The organism is Nocardia rhizosphaerihabitans (genome assembly GCF_014646295.1).
Classification (GTDB): domain Bacteria; phylum Actinomycetota; class Actinomycetes; order Mycobacteriales; family Mycobacteriaceae; genus Nocardia; species Nocardia rhizosphaerihabitans.
On record NZ_BMNE01000013.1, the window covers coordinates 40,471 to 58,777 of the forward strand.

The following is an 18,307-nucleotide window of genomic DNA, read 5'->3' on the forward strand; positions in this document are numbered from 1 at the left end:
GTGCAGGTGCATCGTGGTCGATGGACGCACGTCCAAGGCACGAGGTGGGCACGGAAACCACTGGTGGACGTTGGCCCGGTCAGGCCGGGGCAAGTCCGCCGAGGCGAATCGCCGAGAAGATTCGACAAGTCGCTGCCCAACGACGAAGCCCGGCTACGGGCCGTCTTCGACCAGCTCGCCGCCCGCGGACCGCTATTGATCGTGATCGACCAGCCCAGCATCATCGGCGCCCTGCCGGTCACCGTCGCCCGCGACTGCGGCCACGACGTCGCCTACCTGCCCGGCCTAGCGAGAATGTCGCGGCGTTCATCCGGTGGCGAGCTGGCCGGTGGCGGCGTTCCATTCGATCCAGCCGTGTTCGAAGTTCGTACGTCGGCCGCCAGGGACGTCTGTCTCCTCGGAGGTGGGGAACCCGAGGCGGCCGTTCTCGTAGCCTTGGCGAGCCCATTCGGTGAAGATCGCACCGTAGACGGGGTAGGTGCCGGCCGGGGAGGAGTAGATGTTGCCGGTCTGGAACCGGTTGAACCTGCCGACACCGTTGGGGGTGGACAGTTCACCACTGACCGGCCATTTCAACGGCGAACCGGGCCCGCCGAGGCGCTGGTATTCCTGGCCGATGAGACCGTAGACCTCCCACGCGCCGGTGCTGGGACTCCAGTAGATGGCGCCGTGGTCGAAGTCCTGGACCCGCCCGCTCTCGGTGTCGTGTTCGCCGCTGGTGCAGTCACCGAGCGGGCCGGTGGGGCCGGTGAGTTCAGCGTAGCGGGTGCCGATCGCCGCGGTCGGCCAGCAGCACGCGGAATCGTTCGAGTCGCATGCCGAGAGCGCCAGCGTCGCGGCCAGGGCCACGGTCATGGTGATGGTGATGGGGATGGTTCGGATCGCGTCCATGACGCGCCTTCTTCCTGATTCACAGACCCCCCTTCTGATCAAGCATGACACGGCACCGGTGGTCAATGACAGCGGTCCAGACGAGTCCGCAACCCGCCCCGCCGCGCCGGGGACTGTTTACCGCGTGCCCGCGCGGGAATACCATGAAAATAGCGCTGATCAGCAATAACAGCCCGCGCTCTCGCGGGCGGAGCCGACCAGCCGACCTCACTCGCCGACAGGTCATGGGGTCCCGATCAAGGAGGGCGCGATGAGCGCCGAACATCCACCGGCCACCGCAGCGGGCGGAGCCGGCAAACGCTTCTTCGGTCGCCGACACCACGGCCCGAAACCCTCCACCGTGCGGGCATGGCGTGGACACGCCACAGCGTGGACCGCGCGGGCGTGGGTAGAACTCGCCGTCGGCGCGGTCCTGGTGATCGCCCTGCTGATCTTCATCCTGCAGAACACCGCGAAAACCGAGATCTCGTTCCTGCCATGGAGTTTCACCATGCCCCTGGGAGTGGCGCTGCTGTTCGCCACCGTCGGCGGGATCCTGGTGATGGGACTGGCCGGCGGGGCACGCATCTGGCAGCTGCGCCACCGACACCACACCCCCGCACCGCCCCAGCACCACTGAACCCACAACCACGCCGCGACCGGGCCCAGAACCGCCCCACCCACTGTCGCTGTTCGAGCGCCGAGCAGCGATCGACTCCGCATGAGCCGCTGCTGGGCACCGCCACGGGAGTTCTGCTCCGGAAAGACAGTCGATGATGAGCACCGCCGAGCACTCCACCGCCGGATTGCCGCTCATACAGGCCTGCGGCGAGCGCGGCATCATCGAACGCCTGCTGCTCGGGTCCGGGGAGACCCTCGACCAGTACACCCGCTGGCATCAACGCGTCACCGGCCCCCAAATCCCCGGAATGGTCTCCACCATCACCCTGCTGTTCGGAACCTGGCTCGCGATCACCCCCCTGCTGTGGACACACCCTGACGGTGCGGGCTGGTTCGCGTCCGGCTGGAACGAAGCCCTCACCGGCACCGCCGTGGCCGTGCTGGGGCTCACCCGCCTGAGCAGACCCAGCCGGCTCACCACCGCCACCAGCCTCGGCATCGGGCTCGGCGCCTGGCTGGTGGCGGCCCCGTTCCTGTTCGGCTACGGCAACAGTGAGGAAGCGATCCCCGCGACCGTCACCGACATCATGATCGGCCTGATCCTGCTGGCAGTCACCGCTCTGGGCCACTACGACGCCCGCCGCACCCCGCAACCAGACGCCACCGCACCCATTCAGGACACCATCGCATCGGCTGACCCGCGAACACCCACCCTGACCACGCCTCCCGAACCCCGCTGAACAGGTCCCGCGTCGACCAGAAACAAGGATGCGTGTCGTGGCTGATCAACACCTGTTCGGTCCCGGCAGCCGACCCGAAACACAGCAGGACCGTGCGATAGCTCCGACCACCTCCTCCACAGCACCATGCCTCGGGCACCAGCCCCGCTAACGCCAGTTTCCGTTCAACTGGACCCCACGTGCCGAGTCCGACCCCAATGTCCACCCGTCTGTCCGAACGCTCAGGCGAGTCTAGCCGGACAACACCGGACTGGCCTGGACCCGCAGCCACCGCCTCGAAGCGCACGACATGAAGGATTCGCGGTCTCAGCGCAGATCCAACCTCAACCAGACGGATTGGAATCGGCGTGTGTGGCTAACCGCCAGGCATGCGAAGCCGACGACTTTTGATGCCGATCACCGTACTCGCGGCGGCCGCTCTCACCGGATGTAGTGACAATGCCGGCGTGAACTCCAGTCATGCCCGCGGCAGCGAGGGCAAGATCGGGGCGATTACCGTCCAGAACGCGTACCTGGTGCCCGCGCTGGTCCCGGGCACCTGCGTAATCCAGTACGAGGCGCCCGCCGAGTTGGCGTTCACCGCCACCAATAACGCTCTTGAGCCAGACCGCCTCACCGCGATCGAAAGCCCAGCCGCCGCATCGATACAGCTCCAAGCCAGCCCTGAGCAACTGGTCATTCCGGCCGACGGCGCACTCGCCGCTGGGCAACCCGTTGCCCAGCCCGAACGCCCCGGCAGCGAGGAGCCGATCTCGGTACAGGTGAACCAACTCCAGGACTGGGTCGAACCTGGCCGCAACCTCGACATTCGTTTCACCTTCGATCACGCCGGCACCCTGGAGCTCGCCGTCCCCGTTGACTCCTGCCCCACCCAGCAGTCGCCCTGACCGCACGTCGCCAACCTCATAGGCAGTCAAGCCAAGCAATATCACCATGCCCCGCAGCCCGATTTGGTAACCCACCCTCACCTCTGGTGAGGCGATCTCTTGTCGTTGGTTTCACACTCCTACCACCGAACCCCGTTACGATCTCGTGAGCACTTCACAGCCGCTGGCGAACGCGCGGTCGTCGTCACAGGTGTGCGCGTCGGCGGTGACTTCACCGTCGTCATCCACTATCACGGAGCCACCGAGGACTCCCACCTCGAACTGTCCTCACTCACCACGGCCGACGCGACCGACAACGAGGGAGGTATCAGCACGCTTCTGGACCTCAAATTCCGCAATACCGGCGGAAAATCGGCGCTGCTGCACCACTCCACTGTCCGTGTCCACCGCGCGGTAGCCATCGGCTCGATCAGCTTGTTCCGCTTCATGCCCTACAAATTGTTGCTGGTTGCCGGCTATCTCCAACCCAGCCACGAATACGACGTCGGCCTTCCCGTTCCTGAGAAGGCCACCGGCCATGAATGCAGCGTGGATTTATCCCAGGTGATCGCCCCCGGTGACACCGACCGCTTCCACATCCGCCTCACCACCCCCATGGAGCGGCGGGTCCGCGTTACCCCGGCCTACCTGCTCCAGCTCGACATCCATTACGACGCGAACCGCACCCTGACTTCACCGACGATCGCGATAGCGCTAGCGCCCGGCGAGGGTCGGCTCCCCACCCCCGTGGAGATCCGCCGCGGCGCCAGCGTGCCGGAGGCGGACGACCGACGTCATGTCGAGACGGTGTGCCCCAGCAAGCCGCCCGCACTCACCCTGCCAGCGGCCCGTGCGCTTCTGCGCCTGCTACTCCATGCCGCACGCGGTTCCGAATCGAAAGACGATGCCGACAAGGAGCTCTCATGACCGCCGACGTCAACGAATGGGCCGTCCTCGACGACCTGTTCGGACTCGAAACCACCGACCTCGATCCCGTCGGCGAGGTAGAACTGGCCTTCTACGGTCGCTGCAGCACCGAGGACAACCAGGACCCCGAGACCTCCTACCAATGGCAACTCGGCAACGCCGAGAAGTTCGTCAACGGGCGGATCGTCACCAGCTACTTCGACATCGGGCAATCACGCTCCGTGCCCTGGCATCGCCGCACCGAAGCCGCCAGGCTCCTCGACGACCTACGCAACCCCGACCGCGGGTGGACCGGCATCGTCGTTGGAGAAGGTACCCGCTGCTGGTTCGGTAACCAATTCAGCCTCGTCGCGCCCCGCATCCACGCCTACGGCGTCTCGATCTGGGTTCCCGAACTCGGCGGCCGCTACGACCCCGACAACGTCACCCACACCATGATGATGAACATGCTCGGCGGACTCAGCGAGTCCGAACGCCAGCACGTCCAGCAACGCACCCGCGCGAGTATGAACGCCCAAGTCCTCAACGAAGGACGCCACCAAGGCGGACGACCACCCTACGGATACCTTGTCGTCGACGGACCACCACATCCCAACCCCAACCGGGCCGCCAACAGCCTCAAGCTGCGGATCCTGTCGATCGACGCCGCGGCCGCACCTGTGGTCCAGCGAATCTTTCGCGCCTATATCGACGGACGCGGCGACAACGCCATCGCCAACGAACTCAACCGCGAGAACATCCCCTGCCCCTCAGCACACCGACCCGAACAGAACCGCCACCGCAGCGGCGACGGCTGGCAACCCTCCACCGTCGCAGCCATCCTGCAGAACCCCCGCTACACCGGCTACGCCGTGTTCGGACGCTGGAGCAAGACCGAACAACTCCTCGACCCCGACGACGTCGCCGCCGGCAACATCGTCAGATTCAAACGCTCACCACCACAACGCATCGTCCGGTCACGACGGCCCGCACACCCCGCGATCGTCTCCGTCGAAACATTCACCCAAGCCACCCTGAAGCGAAAAGAGCGCAGCGGGATGAACAACCAGTCCCGCAGCAAGCTCGAGCGCACCCGGGCAACGCCTGCTGCCGCACCTCGGCTCTTCCGCGGCCGCATCCGCTGCGATCTGTGCAACCGGAAGATGCAAGCCGAAACCATCCGAGGATCGGTCTACTACCGCTGCCGCGCCTCGAACCTGCCACCGGACAGCCCACACCGCGAACAACACCCAAGCACAATCAACCTTCGCGAGGACCACCTCATCGAACCTGTCGACGACTGGTTGGCGACCCTGTTCGATCCCGAACACCTCGACACCACCGTCGCCTCACTGCTCGAATCGAGCAACGACGACAGCACCGACACCCGACGGGCTGCACTGCGCCGGCAGATCCAACAAGCTCAGACCAAGATCAACCGCCACCTCGCCGCGATCGAAGCCGGCATCGACCCCCAGGCCGTCGTCGCAGCCCTCAATGCAGCCCAGGCGGAGAAGGCTTCTGCGGAGGTAGAGATCAACGCGTTGCCCAAGACCGAGCAACTGACCGCGACCGAGATCCGCAAGCTCATCGAATCACTGGGCGATGTTCGGCTTGTCCTTGCCAACGGTGCTCCTGAGCACAAGCAAGAGCTCTACGAAACACTGATGCTCCAGGTGCGGTATTCGCACCTGGAGCATCGAGCAGATATATGTGCACACATAGTTGTGTTTAGCACTGGTGTCCGAGGGGACTCGGCCACTATGCACACGCCTTGCACCAGAGGAAACACCTGGTAATAGAGTTGTAAGCGCATGGTGCCAGGAGCCGACGGCGCGCAGCAACGACAAAGCATGCCCGAGCTGCCCTAGCTATGCGCGCCCTGTTCGACGGGAGTCGATCTCACGCAGTGCGGCGACGGCAGCCGGTGCAATCTCCGGATCCTCAAGATATCCCTCGATGATGGCACGTGTCCGATCGTCCCCGACGCGGCTCAGGGCTTGTAGCAGGCCGTCCCGTGAGCTGATTACGTGCCGTCCTGCGGCGGAGCGCAACTCGTCCCAATGATCCACCGCCCACTCGAACAGGGTCTTCAACTCGGTGGCGTACGCCTGCTCCAGCATCTGATAGGTCGTGGTGCTGCTGCGGTCCCCTGACCAATACTGCGCGGTACGGACCTGTAGCAAAGCGTCGACCGCAACAGGACGGCAGGGGCCTTGAAGTTGCAGCCAGATGTCATGATTCCTGGTCGTGGCGGTGCCAGCGAGCAGCGGGAAGATGAGCTCGTCGATCAGGCGCCATGTGCGTGCGATCAGATCCTGTCCCGCCTCGTCGACACCGGGGAGTTCATCTCTGATATTGGCCCATCCTCTGAGTGCCTCCAGATGCGCTCGCACTCCCTCGTAGTAGACGGCGGAATCAGCAGGAGGGGCCGCAGCGATCTGGGCAAGGAGATTCACCTGCTGCGGTCCAGCGGCTTGGATATGGTCTGCGATACGCGCAACGGCCCAGTCACGTGTGATCGAAAGGATGGCGTCCTCGTCGCGTAGTGCCACCGTGCAGAGTTGTACCAGTTCTGCAGCGGTAAGGGCATCGATGACCTCTGAGACGGGGCCGAAGATTGCCTCGTCCTCGAACAGCCTGCCGAGGATGGACCTGGCTAGACCGCTGGCATGAGGGTCGTCGAGATTGTTCAGAACGTTGTCAATATCGGCACGGATGCTCGCTTCGGTGCCGATCGGCTCGACTGCACCGCATGCTGCGAGCGCCTCCAGATGCAGGCTGGACAGCGCCCAGTTGCCGTGAGTATCGAAACCTTCGAGTGCATCCCGGAGTCGTGCTCGAGTCGCGTCATCCATCCGACGGGCACCTGCTTGTGCTGCTTGCAGCGCTTCCAGCCGAAGGTGATAGCCGCCCGCGGTCCATGCGTCGGAAACAAGCATTGGCACTGCGACCAAGTCCTGTTCGCTGTTAGTGTTGAGAATCATGAGCGAGGCCGAAAGCCGGCACCATCGTGGTGATGCAGGAGTTGCGGTTCGGAGCGGCGCGGCCCGTGGAGATCGGTCGGAACTCCTCCAGATCTGGACGCGGACTTCGTTGGCAGAACGAAGCACGATAGTGGCAGGCAGATCTCCGACGGCCAGTGACTCGATCGAGGAGGCTACTTCTCGGAAGTGCCTAATGCCAGGAGTACAGGTGATGGCTACGACGGCCGATATTGGGTTGGGGATGTCTGCTGCCCGCAACGACTTCATGGCGTTAGCACAGACGCCATCTGTCGTGTCCAACAGGGCAGAAACCTCTTCCACGAGCACACTGTCGACCAAGCAGCGCCCTGCCGCCTGTAGGAGGGCGGCCGCTGTGGAATCTATTCGCGGTCGTTCCCAGTGACCGCCGAAAATGCTACTCGAGTCGGAATCGCCAGTGAATACGAAGCGCGCGGAACTGGTCACCTCAGCCATGGCAGCGAGCAGGCGTCGAATCTCGGCTAGCGCACGCAGTTCGGTTGTCGGACCGTAGCCACCGCAGGCAGCCTTCGCGATCAAGTCCGCACGGTGGCTGGCGATGATCGCATCGAAACGGCGAGCAGGGTCCGGCTCGATCTCGAATGCCAGGTCGCTGAGATCTGTCAGATCAGGTGTTTGCAGCATCGTCGCCAGGGCGGCTCCATCGCCGGCATTCAAGGTCAGGTGCTGTGCTGCGAGGAATCGGGTGAGGCTTTCGTGTGCGAAGGACACGCGCTGGGGATCGATCCGTAGGAGCTTGCTGCGCAGTAAGGTGTCGAGCTCATCCGCTGTAGCGGGCCGTCCCTGCTCGGCGAGGATGACTGATCGTATTTGGTTGAGGTGCAGGGAGAGCCGCATCGATCGGCGCATTGTCACTGCCAGTGCGCGCAGTTGGTCACGTTCCACCTCGGTGCGGCTGAGGCGCCGGCAGTAGGTGTCGACGACGTCGATGGCGGTGGCGTTGGTGGGGAGCTCGTTCGCGCACTGGGATGCCATTGCCAACTCCCAGGCTGTGGTGAACCCCTCAGGGATGTCCCGTAAGTTGTTGAGTGGCAACAGGTATCGTGTCACCGGTGGTGATCTCGGCGGCTGACCCGGTGATGGTGGAGTTGTTCTCCGGGCTGCGGCCACGCACGTTCGCTCGCCTGATCACCCGGCTGCGGCGCGAAGGCGCTGATCGGCCGTTGCGGGGCCGGCCCTGGGGGTTGTGTTTCGAAGACCGGGTGCTGCTGGTGGCCACCTACTGGCGGACCAACCTCACGATGCGGCAGCTCGCGGCGGTGTTCGGGATATCGAAATCAGCGGCGGCCCGGGTGATCGAAGACCTGGGACCGGCGTTGACGCTACGGCCCCGCGCCCGGTTCGGCCGTGGTGCGGTGTTGATCGTGGACGGCACCCTGGTCCCGACCCGTGATCACAAAGTCGCCGCGCAGAGTAAGAACTACCGGTACTCCACCAACCACCAGGTCGTGATCGACGCCGACACCGAACTGGTCGTCGCGCTCGGAAAACCGTTGCCGGGTAACCGCAACGACTGCCGGGCTTGGACCGAGTCCGGTGCCGCTCACACCTGCCGCAACGCGGTGGTGATCGCTGATGGCGGCTACCAGGGCACCGGTTTGATCATCCCGCACCGCCGCTCACCCGGTGTCGAGCTGCCGGAATGGAAACAGGCTCACAACAAGTCTCACCGTAAAGTCCGTGCCCGTGTCGAGCATGCCTTCGCCCGGATGAAGACCTGGAAGGTCCTGCGCGACTGCCGCTTACGTGGTGACGGGGTGGGTGTCGCGATGGCTGGGGTAGCGAGGCTGGCCAACCTCGCCCACGCCTATTGATTCCTGGCCGGTGGACCTCTCGCCGTCAACAACTCAGACTTACGGGACAACCCTTAATAGGGTTCGTAGTAGTCGTGATTGGCCTCGACACATCCCAAAACTGCCTGCTACATGTGAGAATGGCCATCGCCCAGGTCCCAACCTATCCCGGCAGTTCCGATCGTTTCCCCCTCAACTCGTGTCGATCCCGTGTCGGACGTCAAGTTTCGGCCGACTGATTCTCACTGGCGTCGGCCGACAGCCCTCGCCTTCACCTGCGTGCTCGCCGGTTGGGTTCGAACGGATCTTGCGACGCCGATCGCGTACCGGGTCGACCCGGTCAGGAGCGCGTTGCTCACCACGGGCGCGCGCTCGACAGCACGATGCTGCATGAATCTAACCTCTGATCTTCTCGATTCGGGTTATCGAGGAGGTCAGCTCGCGGTGGAACGCGAGGTATCGCGATCCCTGCCGGCCCATCGCGTGGCGGTACTCGATCAACACCGTTGGCCTATACCCGTAGACCGTCGGCCATGACTGACGCCATGCCGGGCGAGCCAACTGACCTCGACAAACGTGACGTATCCCCATCCGACGAACTTGCTTGGAGCAGCAGATTTCACCGAATCGCGACTTGCCAATCCGCCGCATGTACCCGAGGCCTGCGACGCCGCCTCCGTACAGAGTCGGTCGCAAAACGGAGGCGACTTCAAGGCGGGCGCACAAAGCCGGGAGATTCACATGAATACCGCACGGTTCACAACGACGGCGTGTTCGGGGGTCGACCTCAACTCCTCGATTCGCTCGAATATGACTGCCGCAGCCAGGTCGCGACGCTTCGGCAACCTCGCAACCTCGCAGCCTCGGCCGATGCCAGCGCTATCGGCATCTTGTCACTGGTGAGGTCGGTGCAGTAGCAGGGGGCGCCGGGCTGCTGGCGCCAGGATTGCGCCAGGGTTCCGGCATCGAATCCGTCGAAGCCGGTGTCTTCGACCAGTGCGATACCCACCGCGCGTTCCCTCTCGTCATCGGCCGCGACCGGGATGGCGATGCGTCCATCGACCCCTGCGGGCGTGCCCTTTCGAGCGAACGAGTTGGATCCGATCGCGTTCCACGCCTTGACGATCGGGCGCCCGAGCTGTTCGGCGACCCAGAGACTTTCGACCTGACCGGCTTGAATGGCCTCGACGACGGAGTCGCGTGACGGATAATAGTTCGATGTGTCGATGACGACCGTCCAGGCGGGCACGGTGGCGATCAACGGTGCGATGTCTGGAATCCGGTTCAACGGAATGGACAGGACCACCGCGTCCACACCCTGCACCGCGTCGGCCGCGGCAACAGCCCGCGCACCCGAGACCAGTATGTCGGCACCGATCGTTCCCGGCCCCCGCGAGTTGGCCACCTTCACGTCGTGTCCGGCCGCACTCAACTTCAGAGTCAGAGTTTTGCCGATAGACCCAGCACCGATAACACACCTATCTTCATACAGGAACTCATTTCTGCCACGCAGCATTTCATCCAACGCGGGACGCTCGTTCCGCATGTCCGGTCACGCTGGACCTCTCGCCTGCACCACCCTGTGGGCAAAACGGAGGTTTCATCCGTATTTGAACAGCATAAAACGGAGGTGGCATCCGGTCAAGTCTGGCGACGGAATCTCCCGCGCCACCGCCCGCGCCTGCCGTGTCCGGCCAACGGTCCACCGCCGGTTGCACTCCATCACGTCAGGCAGTTGCTCGCGAAATATGTTGCAGCAGCGCCTTGTTCGATATTGCAGTCGCCGCGCCTAGCCCCCGGAGATGATCATGATTGGCCTACCGCTCAACCGCTAGGTGATCCGTCGCCCGATCCACTTGCGCCAGCCAACTCGACGACGAACTGACCGGACAGCACCTGGTCGGCTCCGCGCGCAGCACGCACGAACCGCCCTCCGTCCACGGCATGGAAGCGGCCAGGGAAGCCTGGACTCTGCGCAACATACTCGCCAACTTCGACTTCCACCCGATAGTCGCAGACACCGCCACCTACATTGCTGACCATGCAGGAATAGTTCGCAGCCGGGCCTGTGACGGCGTCGCGATCGCCTCGACGATTTCCACGCCGGATTCACCGCTACCCCCGCACTTATGCACCTACGGGACGCCGGTTTGCGAAACCCCCGCGGGTGCGGGGCCGAAGAACTTGGCCGTGATCGGACCGAAATCGTCATCCCGATCCAGGACGGGGGCGAGGTCGTGGTCGCGATTGCCGCGTGCGGTGTCTGCCATACCGATCTGACCTGCCGTGAGGCGGCATCAACGACGAATTCCTGTTCCTGCGCGACCACGAGGCCGCAGGCACGGTCGAAAGTATCGGCGCGGGCCTCGATTCCGTCGAAATCGGCGATTTCGTCGTGCTGAACCGGCGGGCGGCCTGCGGGCGCTGCGAGCCCTGCAAACACGGCCGCCCGCAGACTGTTTCGACCCTTCAAACCAGCCAGAAGTTGACACTCACCGACGGCACAGAGCTGACTCGAGCGCTCGGCGTCGGCGCGTTTTCCGAGAAGACCCTGGTTTACGCCCGGACAACGCACGAAGGTCGACCCCGCCGCCGCGGGACTGATCGGGTGCGGTGTGATGGCCGGTCTCGGCGCCGCGATCAACACCGGCAATGTCAGCCGCGGCGACTCTGTCGCGGTGATCGGCTGCGGCGGGGTCGGCGACGCAGCGATCGCCGGTGCCCGACTGGCAGGCGCGTCCACCATCGTCGCCGTAGGCCGCGACGAGCAGAAGCTGGCCTGGGCCCGCAACCTGCACCACCATACTGTGAACGCCACTACCGCCGACGCAGTCACCGCTATCCAAAACTCACCGGCGGGTTCGGCGCGGATGCCGTCATCGACGCGGTGGGCAGGACCGAAACCTGGCAGCGGGCGTTCTATGCCCGCGACCTCGCCGGCACCGTCATCCTCATGGGAGTGCCCACATCCAAGATGCGCCTGGAGATGCCGCTGATCGACTTCTTCTCGCGCGGTGGATCATTGGAATCCTCCTGGTATGGCAATTGCTTGCCCGAACGTGACTTCCCGATGCTGATCGACCTCTGCCTGCACTCGAGGCTGCCGCTGGCGCGATTCGTCACCGAACGCATCGGGCGCGCGGACATGGGGCATGGCTTCCACACCATGCACGCCGGCCAGGTGCTGCGCTCGGTCGTCGTGCTGTGAGCGGAGCGCTGCGCATCGACCGGGTGGTGCCCTCGAGGGTGTTCGAACTCGACGGGGCAGAAGGGAAATCGACAACAACGTATAGGTCGTCGGCGACGACGACGAGGTTGTCGTCACCGACGCCGCACATGACGCGAAACCGGTGCTGGAATCCATCGGCGGACGCAATGTCATCGCGGTGCTGTGCACCCACCGACACAATGACCACGTCACCTTCGCACCGCAACTCGGAGAAGACGTCTACGCACCGGTGTTGCTCCACCCCGGTGACGACCCGCTCTGGCAGCTTTCGCACCACTCTCGACCCGGACCCACAATGTCGGCAGAGTCCGGTGAGCTGCAGGTTTGCCGCGCGGGCGCCGCTGATCGCCTTGGCCGATTGCTAGTGCACCTCTTCGGATGGCAACATTCGGCGCGGCATACGATCGAATAGTGAATTCCACATTCTACTATCGAGCAGGATAGGTATGGATTGAGAAAGGATCCGTTCTGGTGCGTGACAAGCCAGGCCCCTCGGGGTCGCAAACTCTCAGCCGCGGCATCTGCCTGCTGGAGATTCTTGCCGCCGCGGGCCGGAGCTTGACGATCGACGAACTCGCCGAGGCGCTCGGTGTGCACCGATCGGTCGCCTACCGGCTGCTGCGCACGCTGGAGGATCACGGCCTGATCGCTCGTGACCCGCCGGGCCGGATCGTGCTCGGCGCGGGCCTGGCCGCACTCGCCTCCGGCGTCTCGCGCGACCTTCAGCAGGCGGCTGTTCCGCAATTGCGCGCGGTCGCCAACGAATTGGGCATGACCTGCCTGCTGGCCGTCCGGCTGGACCAGGACGAGGCGGTCACCCTCACCAGCGTTGCGCCGGAGCACAGCGTGGCCGTCACCTATCGACCCGGCCATCGACACCCGCTGACTCGCGGCGGCCCGGGCAAGGCGATCTTGCTCGAACTGCCGGAAGAACAGTGGCCGCAAGAGCTGCACGATGAGCTGATCCGCAGTCGTTCGCGCGGGTTCGCCGTCAGTCACGACGAAGTGGTGCCGTCGCTGCGGTCGGTCGCGGTCCCGCTCGGGGTACCCGGTCAGCCCGCCGCCTCGATCGCGGCCATTCATGTATCCCTTCCCCGGCCCGAGGCCGAGATCGCCGAACGTCTCACAGCGGCGGCCGAAGCCGTCGCACGGGCGCTCGGCGGCTGATCGCGGCCTCCACCGCAGTCGAACCGGTCGGTGTGGGACGTTCACACGGGGACGCCCCACACCGACCGATCAGAGCGCGCTCAGTCGATGCACGAAAATCCCGCCGAAGAAGGCGGCGAGATCGTGCCTTGCGTCGAGCGGCAACACGTGAGCGACGTACTGATCGGGCCGCACCACGACCACCACACCGTCGCGGGAGACGCCACGGGCCGCGAAGATGTCGTCGGCCGGGTCGGAGGCGTACACCCTCTCGTAGTCGGTGATCTGGAAGGGGCCGACTTTTGGCAGAAATACCGCGGGCACCTTGCCGAGGTCTACACCGGTGTGATCCTGCTGGTAGATGACCTTCACGTCGAACCAGCTGTCGATGTCCGTACCGTCGGGAGTGTGAGTGAGTAGCGGCGAATCCGGTGCGGTGCGCAGCCATTCGGCCAAGTCGGCGGTCTTCGACGGCTCACCGGCGGCTGGTGTGTCGGCGAAGACGTAGATACGCCAGCGTCCGTCGGCGGTCGCATGGTGGCCGAGGTGTTTGGGGTTCGCGTCGCACACCCGCGTCACGACATTCGACTTGAAACGTTTGCCGACCGGGAATCCGGTCGCGATCTCCTGGTACGCGGCGTCGGCGACGAGCATCGAGGGCGCGTACTGTGTCATGAAGCCTGCGGGGAATTCTGCGGTCTCGACGTAGAACTCCTCCAGTTGGGTGAGGTCCTCCAACTCTTCAGGCTTGGCCGCCATCAGCGCCGACCATTGCCGGTCGAAGTCGATGAGGTTCTGCGCGATGACCTGACGCTCGGCCGAGTAGGTATCGAGAATCGATTCGGGCGCGCGGCCGTCCAGCACGTGCGCCAGCTTCCATGCAATGTTCCACCCGTCCTGCATGGACACGTTCATGCCTTGGCCCGCCTTGGCGGAATGGGTGTGGCAGGCATCGCCGGTGATGAAGACCCGCGGGGTCCGGGTTCCGCTGTGCCCGGGGTGTACGTCGTCGAACTTGTCGGTCACGCGGTGGCCGACCTCGTAGACGCTGCGCCACGCGACGTGCTTCACTTGCAGCGTGTAAGGGTGCAAGATCCGGTTCGCACGCTCCTCGACCTCCTGCTGCGAGGTCTCTCGCACCTTGCCGTTGTCGCCTTCGGAGACTTCGCCGAGGTCCACATACATGCGGAACAGGAAGTTGCCCTCACGCGGGATGTGCAGGATGCTGCCGCCGTCGTGCGACTGGATGGCGCACTTGGTGCGGATGTCCGGGAAGTCGGTTTCGGCGAGCACGTCCATCACGCCCCACGCGTGGTTGGACTGCACGCCCACGAATCGACGCCCGATGGACTCGCGAACCTTGCTGCGCGCGCCGTCGCAGCCGATCACATACTTGGCCTTCACAATTCGCTCCTGGCCGTCCAGTCTGCCTGCCGAGTGCCGCAGGGTCACGGTGACCGGGTACTCGCCTTCCTCGGCGACCGTCAGAGTGACGAACTCGTAGCCGTAGTCGGGCTCCAAGCGCGTCGGCGCGTTGCGCGCCACCTCGGCGAAGTAGTCGAGCACGCGCGCTTGGTTGACGATGAGGTGCGGGAACTCGCTGATCCCGGTCGCGTCGTCGGGAGTGCGCGCGGCGCGGACGATATTGCGCGGATTGCGCGGATCGGGCTTCCAGAACGCCATCTCGGTGATGCGGTAGGCCTCCCCGATGATGCGCTCGGCAAAGCCGAACGCCTGGAAGGTCTCCACACTGCGCGCCTGGATCCCGTCAGCCTGCCCGACCTCTAGCCGACCAGGACGGCGCTCGACGAGACGGGTGTTGATGTTCGGGAACTGCGCCAACTGCGCCGCAGCGATCATGCCCGCCGGGCCCGAACCGACGATGAGCACGTCCATCTCGTCGGGAAGCTCAGCAGGGCGATCGATGCCGAAACCAGCAGGCGGGTGGATGCTCGGGTCACCGGACACGTAGCCGTGGTGATGGAACTGCACGGAATCTCCTCACTCCACAGACCCAAATTGGCCTGCTGTTCGATAATAGAATTATGAATTCTCATATAGATTTCCCTGATCGTAGAGGGTGGCCCGGCTCTCACACAACCGGCCGCCCGCCGCGGGTCACTTCTTCCAGGCGTAGATCCCCACTTGCTGTTCAGCCTCGTTGGTCGGACTCAAGTCGATGCCCTTGCGGTCGCGTAGCAACAAGGTGCTGACCAGGCCGATCATGGTCATGCCGAGCAGGTAGTAGGCCACGTTCGCCGACGAACCCGTCGTCTGCTGGATCCACTGCGCGATCGTCGGAGCGAACGCGCCGCCGAGGATCGAGCCGAGCGCGTAGGAGATCGAGACTCCGGAGAACCGGACCGACGCGGGGAAGAGCTCGGTGTACCAGGCCGCTTGCGCGCCGTAGGTGAAACCGAGCCCCAGGGTGATCAGCATGAGCCCGGCACCGAGCAAGCGGACGTCACCAGTGTTCACCAGGGGGAAGAGTGTGAGCACGAAGACGCCCTGCAGACCCCAGCCGATCATGTAGGTGGTCCGGCGACCGAGGTAGTCCGATGCCCATCCGGCGGCGAAAGTGGCGATCAGCCAGCTCACCGACGACGCGGTCACCGCCCACAGCACGTCACCGCGGTCGAGCGCGAGCGGCCCGGCCGGATTGGTGGCGTACCCCTGGATGTAGCCGCCGGTCGTCATGTAGCCGACGGCGCCGTTACCCGCAAAGACCAGCGCCGACAGCAGCACCAGCGGGGTGAAGCGGGCGAACAGGTCGACGACGGGCGTCCTGGCCTGTTCCTTGCGCTCGGCGATCTCGGTGAACACGGGGCTCTCTTCGACGCGGCGGCGCACCCATGAGCCGACAAGGATGAGCACGATCGAGAACAGGAACGGGATGCGCCAACCCCAGGTGAGGAATGCGTCTCCGGGGAAGATCATGTCCATCGTCGCCATCATGGCGCTGGCCAGCAGCAAGCCGATCGGCACGCCGATTTGCGGCATGGCGCCGAAGAGGCCACGGCGGGTCGACGGCGCGTGCTCGACCGCCATGAGAACGGCGCCGCCCCATTCGCCACCCGCCGAGAGGCCCTGCAGAATCCGCAGCAGCACCAAGAGCACGGGCGCCCAGACCCCGATGGAGGCGTAGGTCGGCAACAGGCCGATCAACGCCGTGGCCAGGCCCATCAGGATGAGCGTCGTCACCAGCACCGGACGACGACCGACCTTGTCGCCGAAATGCCCGGCCAGGAACGCGCCGAGCGGGCGAAACAGAAAGCTGACGCCGACAGTCAGGAAGGACAGGATCGACCCGAAGCCGGAACCGGCCGGTTCGAAAAACAACTGGCCGAACACCAGACCAGCAGCCGCAGCGTAGATGAAATAGTCGTACCACTCCACTGCGGTGCCGACCATCGTGGCAAAGGCCACGCGTTTGCGATCGGCGTTCGGGGCGATGATGCCGGGCGGCGTGACCGGGCCGGCGGCTGAGATATTCGCGGACATCTGACACTCCTTTGTGACGCCGTGGTGAGTCCGTCCTCACAACGGCTTTGCGACGCGAATAATGATCGTATATGATTTCGAATATGACAATGGGCAATGGAGCTCCGATCAGTAAGCCGACCGCCGATCCCCGGTTCGCGGCCCTGCCCGCCCCACCCGGCAAGATCGTCGCGGTACACCTCAGCTATGAGTCACGCGCCGCGCAGCGTGGGCACAAACCCGCCGCGCCGTCGTACTTCTTCAAGCCCACGAGTTCCGTCGCGGCCTCAGGGTCCGACATCGAGCGACCAACGGGGACGGAACTGCTCGCGTTCGAGGGCGAAATCGCGCTCGTCATCGGCACTCCCGCTCGGCACGTCTCGATCGAGGACGCCTGGTCGCACGTCGCTTGGATCACCGCGGCCAACGACTGGGGGCTCTACGACCTGCGCGGCAACGACAAGGGCTCGAACGTGCGCAACAAGGGCCGCGACGGTTACACACCACTCGGCCCGGGGCTCATCGATGCACGCGGAATCGACCCGGCGGCATTACGCGTACGCACCTGGCACAACGGGCAACTCGTGCAGCACGACACGACGGCGGGCCTGATCTTCCCCATCGCGCAGTTCGTGGCCGACCTGTCGCAGCATTTCACGCTCGAGACCGGTGACATCATCCTGACCGGCACCCCAGCCGGATCGTCGGTCGCGAGACCGGGCGACGAGGTCGAGGTCGAGGTCGACGCTCCGGGCGCGGCTGGCGCACCTACCAGTGGGCGCCTCGTGACGCGGGTTGTCGAGGGCTTCACCACCTTCGACCCCATGCTCGGATCACTGCCTTCGGTCGATGACCGGCACCGCGAGGAAGCGTGGGGATCACGAACCGCCGCAAGCCTTCCCGGCACCGAGCCGCCGCCTTCGGCACTCTCCCCCGCACTCCGGGCGAAACTGCTGACAGCCCCCGTGGCGGGACTATCTCAGGCGCTGCGCAAACGGGGACTGGACAACGTCTCGATCGACGGTGTGCACTCTCTGTGTCCCGGGGCGAAGCTGGTCGGCACTGCGAAAACTCTGCGGTTCGTGCCGAACCGCGAGGACCTCTTCCGTAGCCACGGCGGCGGCCACAACGCGCAGAAGCGCGCCTTCGACGCTGTCGCCCCCGGCGAGGTGATAGTCATCGAGGCCCGCGGCGAACGCGGGTCGGGAACCCTCGGCGACATCCTCGCGCTGCGGGCCAAGGCGCGCAACGCGGCGGGCATCGTCACCGACGGCGGCGTGCGCGACAGCACGACGGTCGCGAATATCGGCATCCCGGTGTTCACCCAGGGCGGGCACCCAGCCGTGCTGGGACGCAAGCATGTGCCGTGGGAGGTCGATGTCGCGATCGCCTGCGGCGGCGCGACGGTGCTCCCCGGCGATGTCATCGTCGGTGACGACGATGGCGTCATCGTCATCCCGGCCACGCTCGCCGAAGAAGTCGCCGACGCGGCCCTCGCCCAGGAGTCCGAGGACGCGTGGGTCGCCGAGCAGGTGGCGGCCGGGCACCCGGTCGACGGCCTGTTTCCGATGAACGCCGAGTGGCGGGAACGCTATACGACAGCACACGGCGATGCGAAGGGATGATTCTG

The 18,307-nt window shown here is 64.9% G+C and carries 13 protein-coding genes and 3 pseudogenes; 11 read left to right on the top strand and 5 right to left on the bottom strand.

What is annotated here, in order from left to right; translation table 11 throughout:
- Window positions 1–120 precede the first annotated feature (120 nt).
- Window positions 121–291: pseudogene (locus IEY60_RS33485) on the top strand (IS110 family transposase); the annotation flags it as partial.
- A 15-nt stretch (window positions 292–306) separates the two neighbouring features.
- On the opposite strand, the gene IEY60_RS33490 reads toward IEY60_RS33485, so the two are convergent.
- Window positions 307–891: an LGFP repeat-containing protein gene (locus tag IEY60_RS33490; protein ID WP_229740348.1), complete on the bottom strand. Its 585-nt coding sequence runs from the start codon at window positions 889–891 to the stop codon at window positions 307–309.
- A 250-nt stretch (window positions 892–1,141) separates the two neighbouring features.
- Here IEY60_RS33490 and IEY60_RS33495 point away from each other — a divergent pair, with 250 nt between their 5' ends.
- From IEY60_RS33495 to IEY60_RS33515, 5 genes are all read left to right on the top strand, one after another.
- Window positions 1,142–1,510, top strand: a complete 369-nt coding sequence (locus IEY60_RS33495) for a LapA family protein (protein ID WP_189034559.1) — start codon at window positions 1,142–1,144, stop codon at window positions 1,508–1,510.
- A 133-nt stretch (window positions 1,511–1,643) separates the two neighbouring features.
- Complete coding sequence (locus IEY60_RS33500; RefSeq protein WP_189034560.1) at window positions 1,644–2,231, top strand: SPW repeat domain-containing protein; 588 nt, start codon at window positions 1,644–1,646, stop codon at window positions 2,229–2,231.
- A 389-nt stretch (window positions 2,232–2,620) separates the two neighbouring features.
- Window positions 2,621–3,118: a copper chaperone PCu(A)C domain-containing protein gene (locus IEY60_RS33505; protein WP_189034561.1), complete on the top strand. Its 498-nt coding sequence runs from the start codon at window positions 2,621–2,623 to the stop codon at window positions 3,116–3,118.
- 192 nt (window positions 3,119–3,310) lie between these two features.
- Window positions 3,311–4,024 (top strand): hypothetical protein, encoded by a 714-nt coding sequence (locus IEY60_RS33510; protein WP_189034562.1) that lies wholly within the window; start codon window positions 3,311–3,313, stop codon window positions 4,022–4,024.
- Entirely contained in the window at window positions 3,907–5,802 is a 1,896-nt protein-coding gene (locus IEY60_RS33515) for a recombinase family protein (RefSeq protein WP_229740349.1), read from the top strand. Before IEY60_RS33510 ends, IEY60_RS33515 begins: the two co-directional genes overlap by 118 nt.
- Before the next feature lie 72 nt (window positions 5,803–5,874).
- Here IEY60_RS33515 and IEY60_RS33520 read toward each other — a convergent pair whose 3' ends face one another.
- Window positions 5,875–8,004, bottom strand: coding sequence for an NACHT domain-containing protein (locus IEY60_RS33520; RefSeq protein ID WP_189034563.1), 2,130 nt, complete (start codon window positions 8,002–8,004; stop codon window positions 5,875–5,877).
- A 104-nt stretch (window positions 8,005–8,108) separates the two neighbouring features.
- Between IEY60_RS33520 and IEY60_RS33525 the strand changes: the two genes are divergently transcribed.
- Entirely contained in the window at window positions 8,109–8,843 is a 735-nt protein-coding gene (locus IEY60_RS33525; protein ID WP_189034619.1) for a transposase, read from the top strand.
- A gap of 766 nt (window positions 8,844–9,609) precedes the next feature.
- On the opposite strand, the gene IEY60_RS33530 is transcribed toward IEY60_RS33525, so the two are convergent.
- Entirely contained in the window at window positions 9,610–10,368 is a 759-nt protein-coding gene (locus tag IEY60_RS33530; protein WP_229740350.1) for an NADPH-dependent F420 reductase, read from the bottom strand.
- A gap of 583 nt (window positions 10,369–10,951) precedes the next feature.
- Here IEY60_RS33530 and IEY60_RS33535 point away from each other — a divergent pair.
- The 3 genes and pseudogenes from IEY60_RS33535 to IEY60_RS33545 all read left to right on the top strand — a co-directional run bounded on the left by IEY60_RS33535 (window position 10,952) and on the right by IEY60_RS33545 (window position 13,218).
- Window positions 10,952–12,030 (top strand): annotated as a pseudogene (locus IEY60_RS33535) (zinc-binding dehydrogenase).
- Window positions 12,027–12,325, top strand: a pseudogene (locus IEY60_RS33540) (MBL fold metallo-hydrolase); the annotation flags it as partial. The pseudogenes IEY60_RS33535 and IEY60_RS33540, both read left to right, overlap by 4 nt.
- A gap of 197 nt (window positions 12,326–12,522) precedes the next feature.
- Window positions 12,523–13,218 carry an IclR family transcriptional regulator gene (locus IEY60_RS33545; RefSeq protein ID WP_189034564.1) on the top strand — a complete coding sequence of 232 codons (696 nt, stop codon included), beginning with the start codon at window positions 12,523–12,525 and terminating at the stop codon, window positions 13,216–13,218.
- A 69-nt stretch (window positions 13,219–13,287) separates the two neighbouring features.
- Here IEY60_RS33545 and IEY60_RS33550 read toward each other — a convergent pair whose 3' ends face one another.
- Together IEY60_RS33550 and IEY60_RS33555 are read right to left on the bottom strand one after the other, a co-directional pair.
- Window positions 13,288–15,189 (bottom strand): FAD-binding monooxygenase, encoded by a 1,902-nt coding sequence (locus IEY60_RS33550; RefSeq protein ID WP_189034565.1) that lies wholly within the window; start codon window positions 15,187–15,189, stop codon window positions 13,288–13,290.
- Between the two features lie 126 nt (window positions 15,190–15,315).
- Window positions 15,316–16,698: an MFS transporter gene (locus IEY60_RS33555; RefSeq protein WP_189034566.1), complete on the bottom strand. Its 1,383-nt coding sequence runs from the start codon at window positions 16,696–16,698 to the stop codon at window positions 15,316–15,318.
- 89 nt (window positions 16,699–16,787) lie between these two features.
- On the opposite strand from IEY60_RS33555, the gene IEY60_RS33560 reads away from it, so the two are divergent.
- Window positions 16,788–18,302, top strand: a complete 1,515-nt coding sequence (locus tag IEY60_RS33560) for a fumarylacetoacetate hydrolase family protein (protein WP_189034620.1) — start codon at window positions 16,788–16,790, stop codon at window positions 18,300–18,302.
- The last annotated feature ends 5 nt before the right edge of the window (window positions 18,303–18,307 follow it).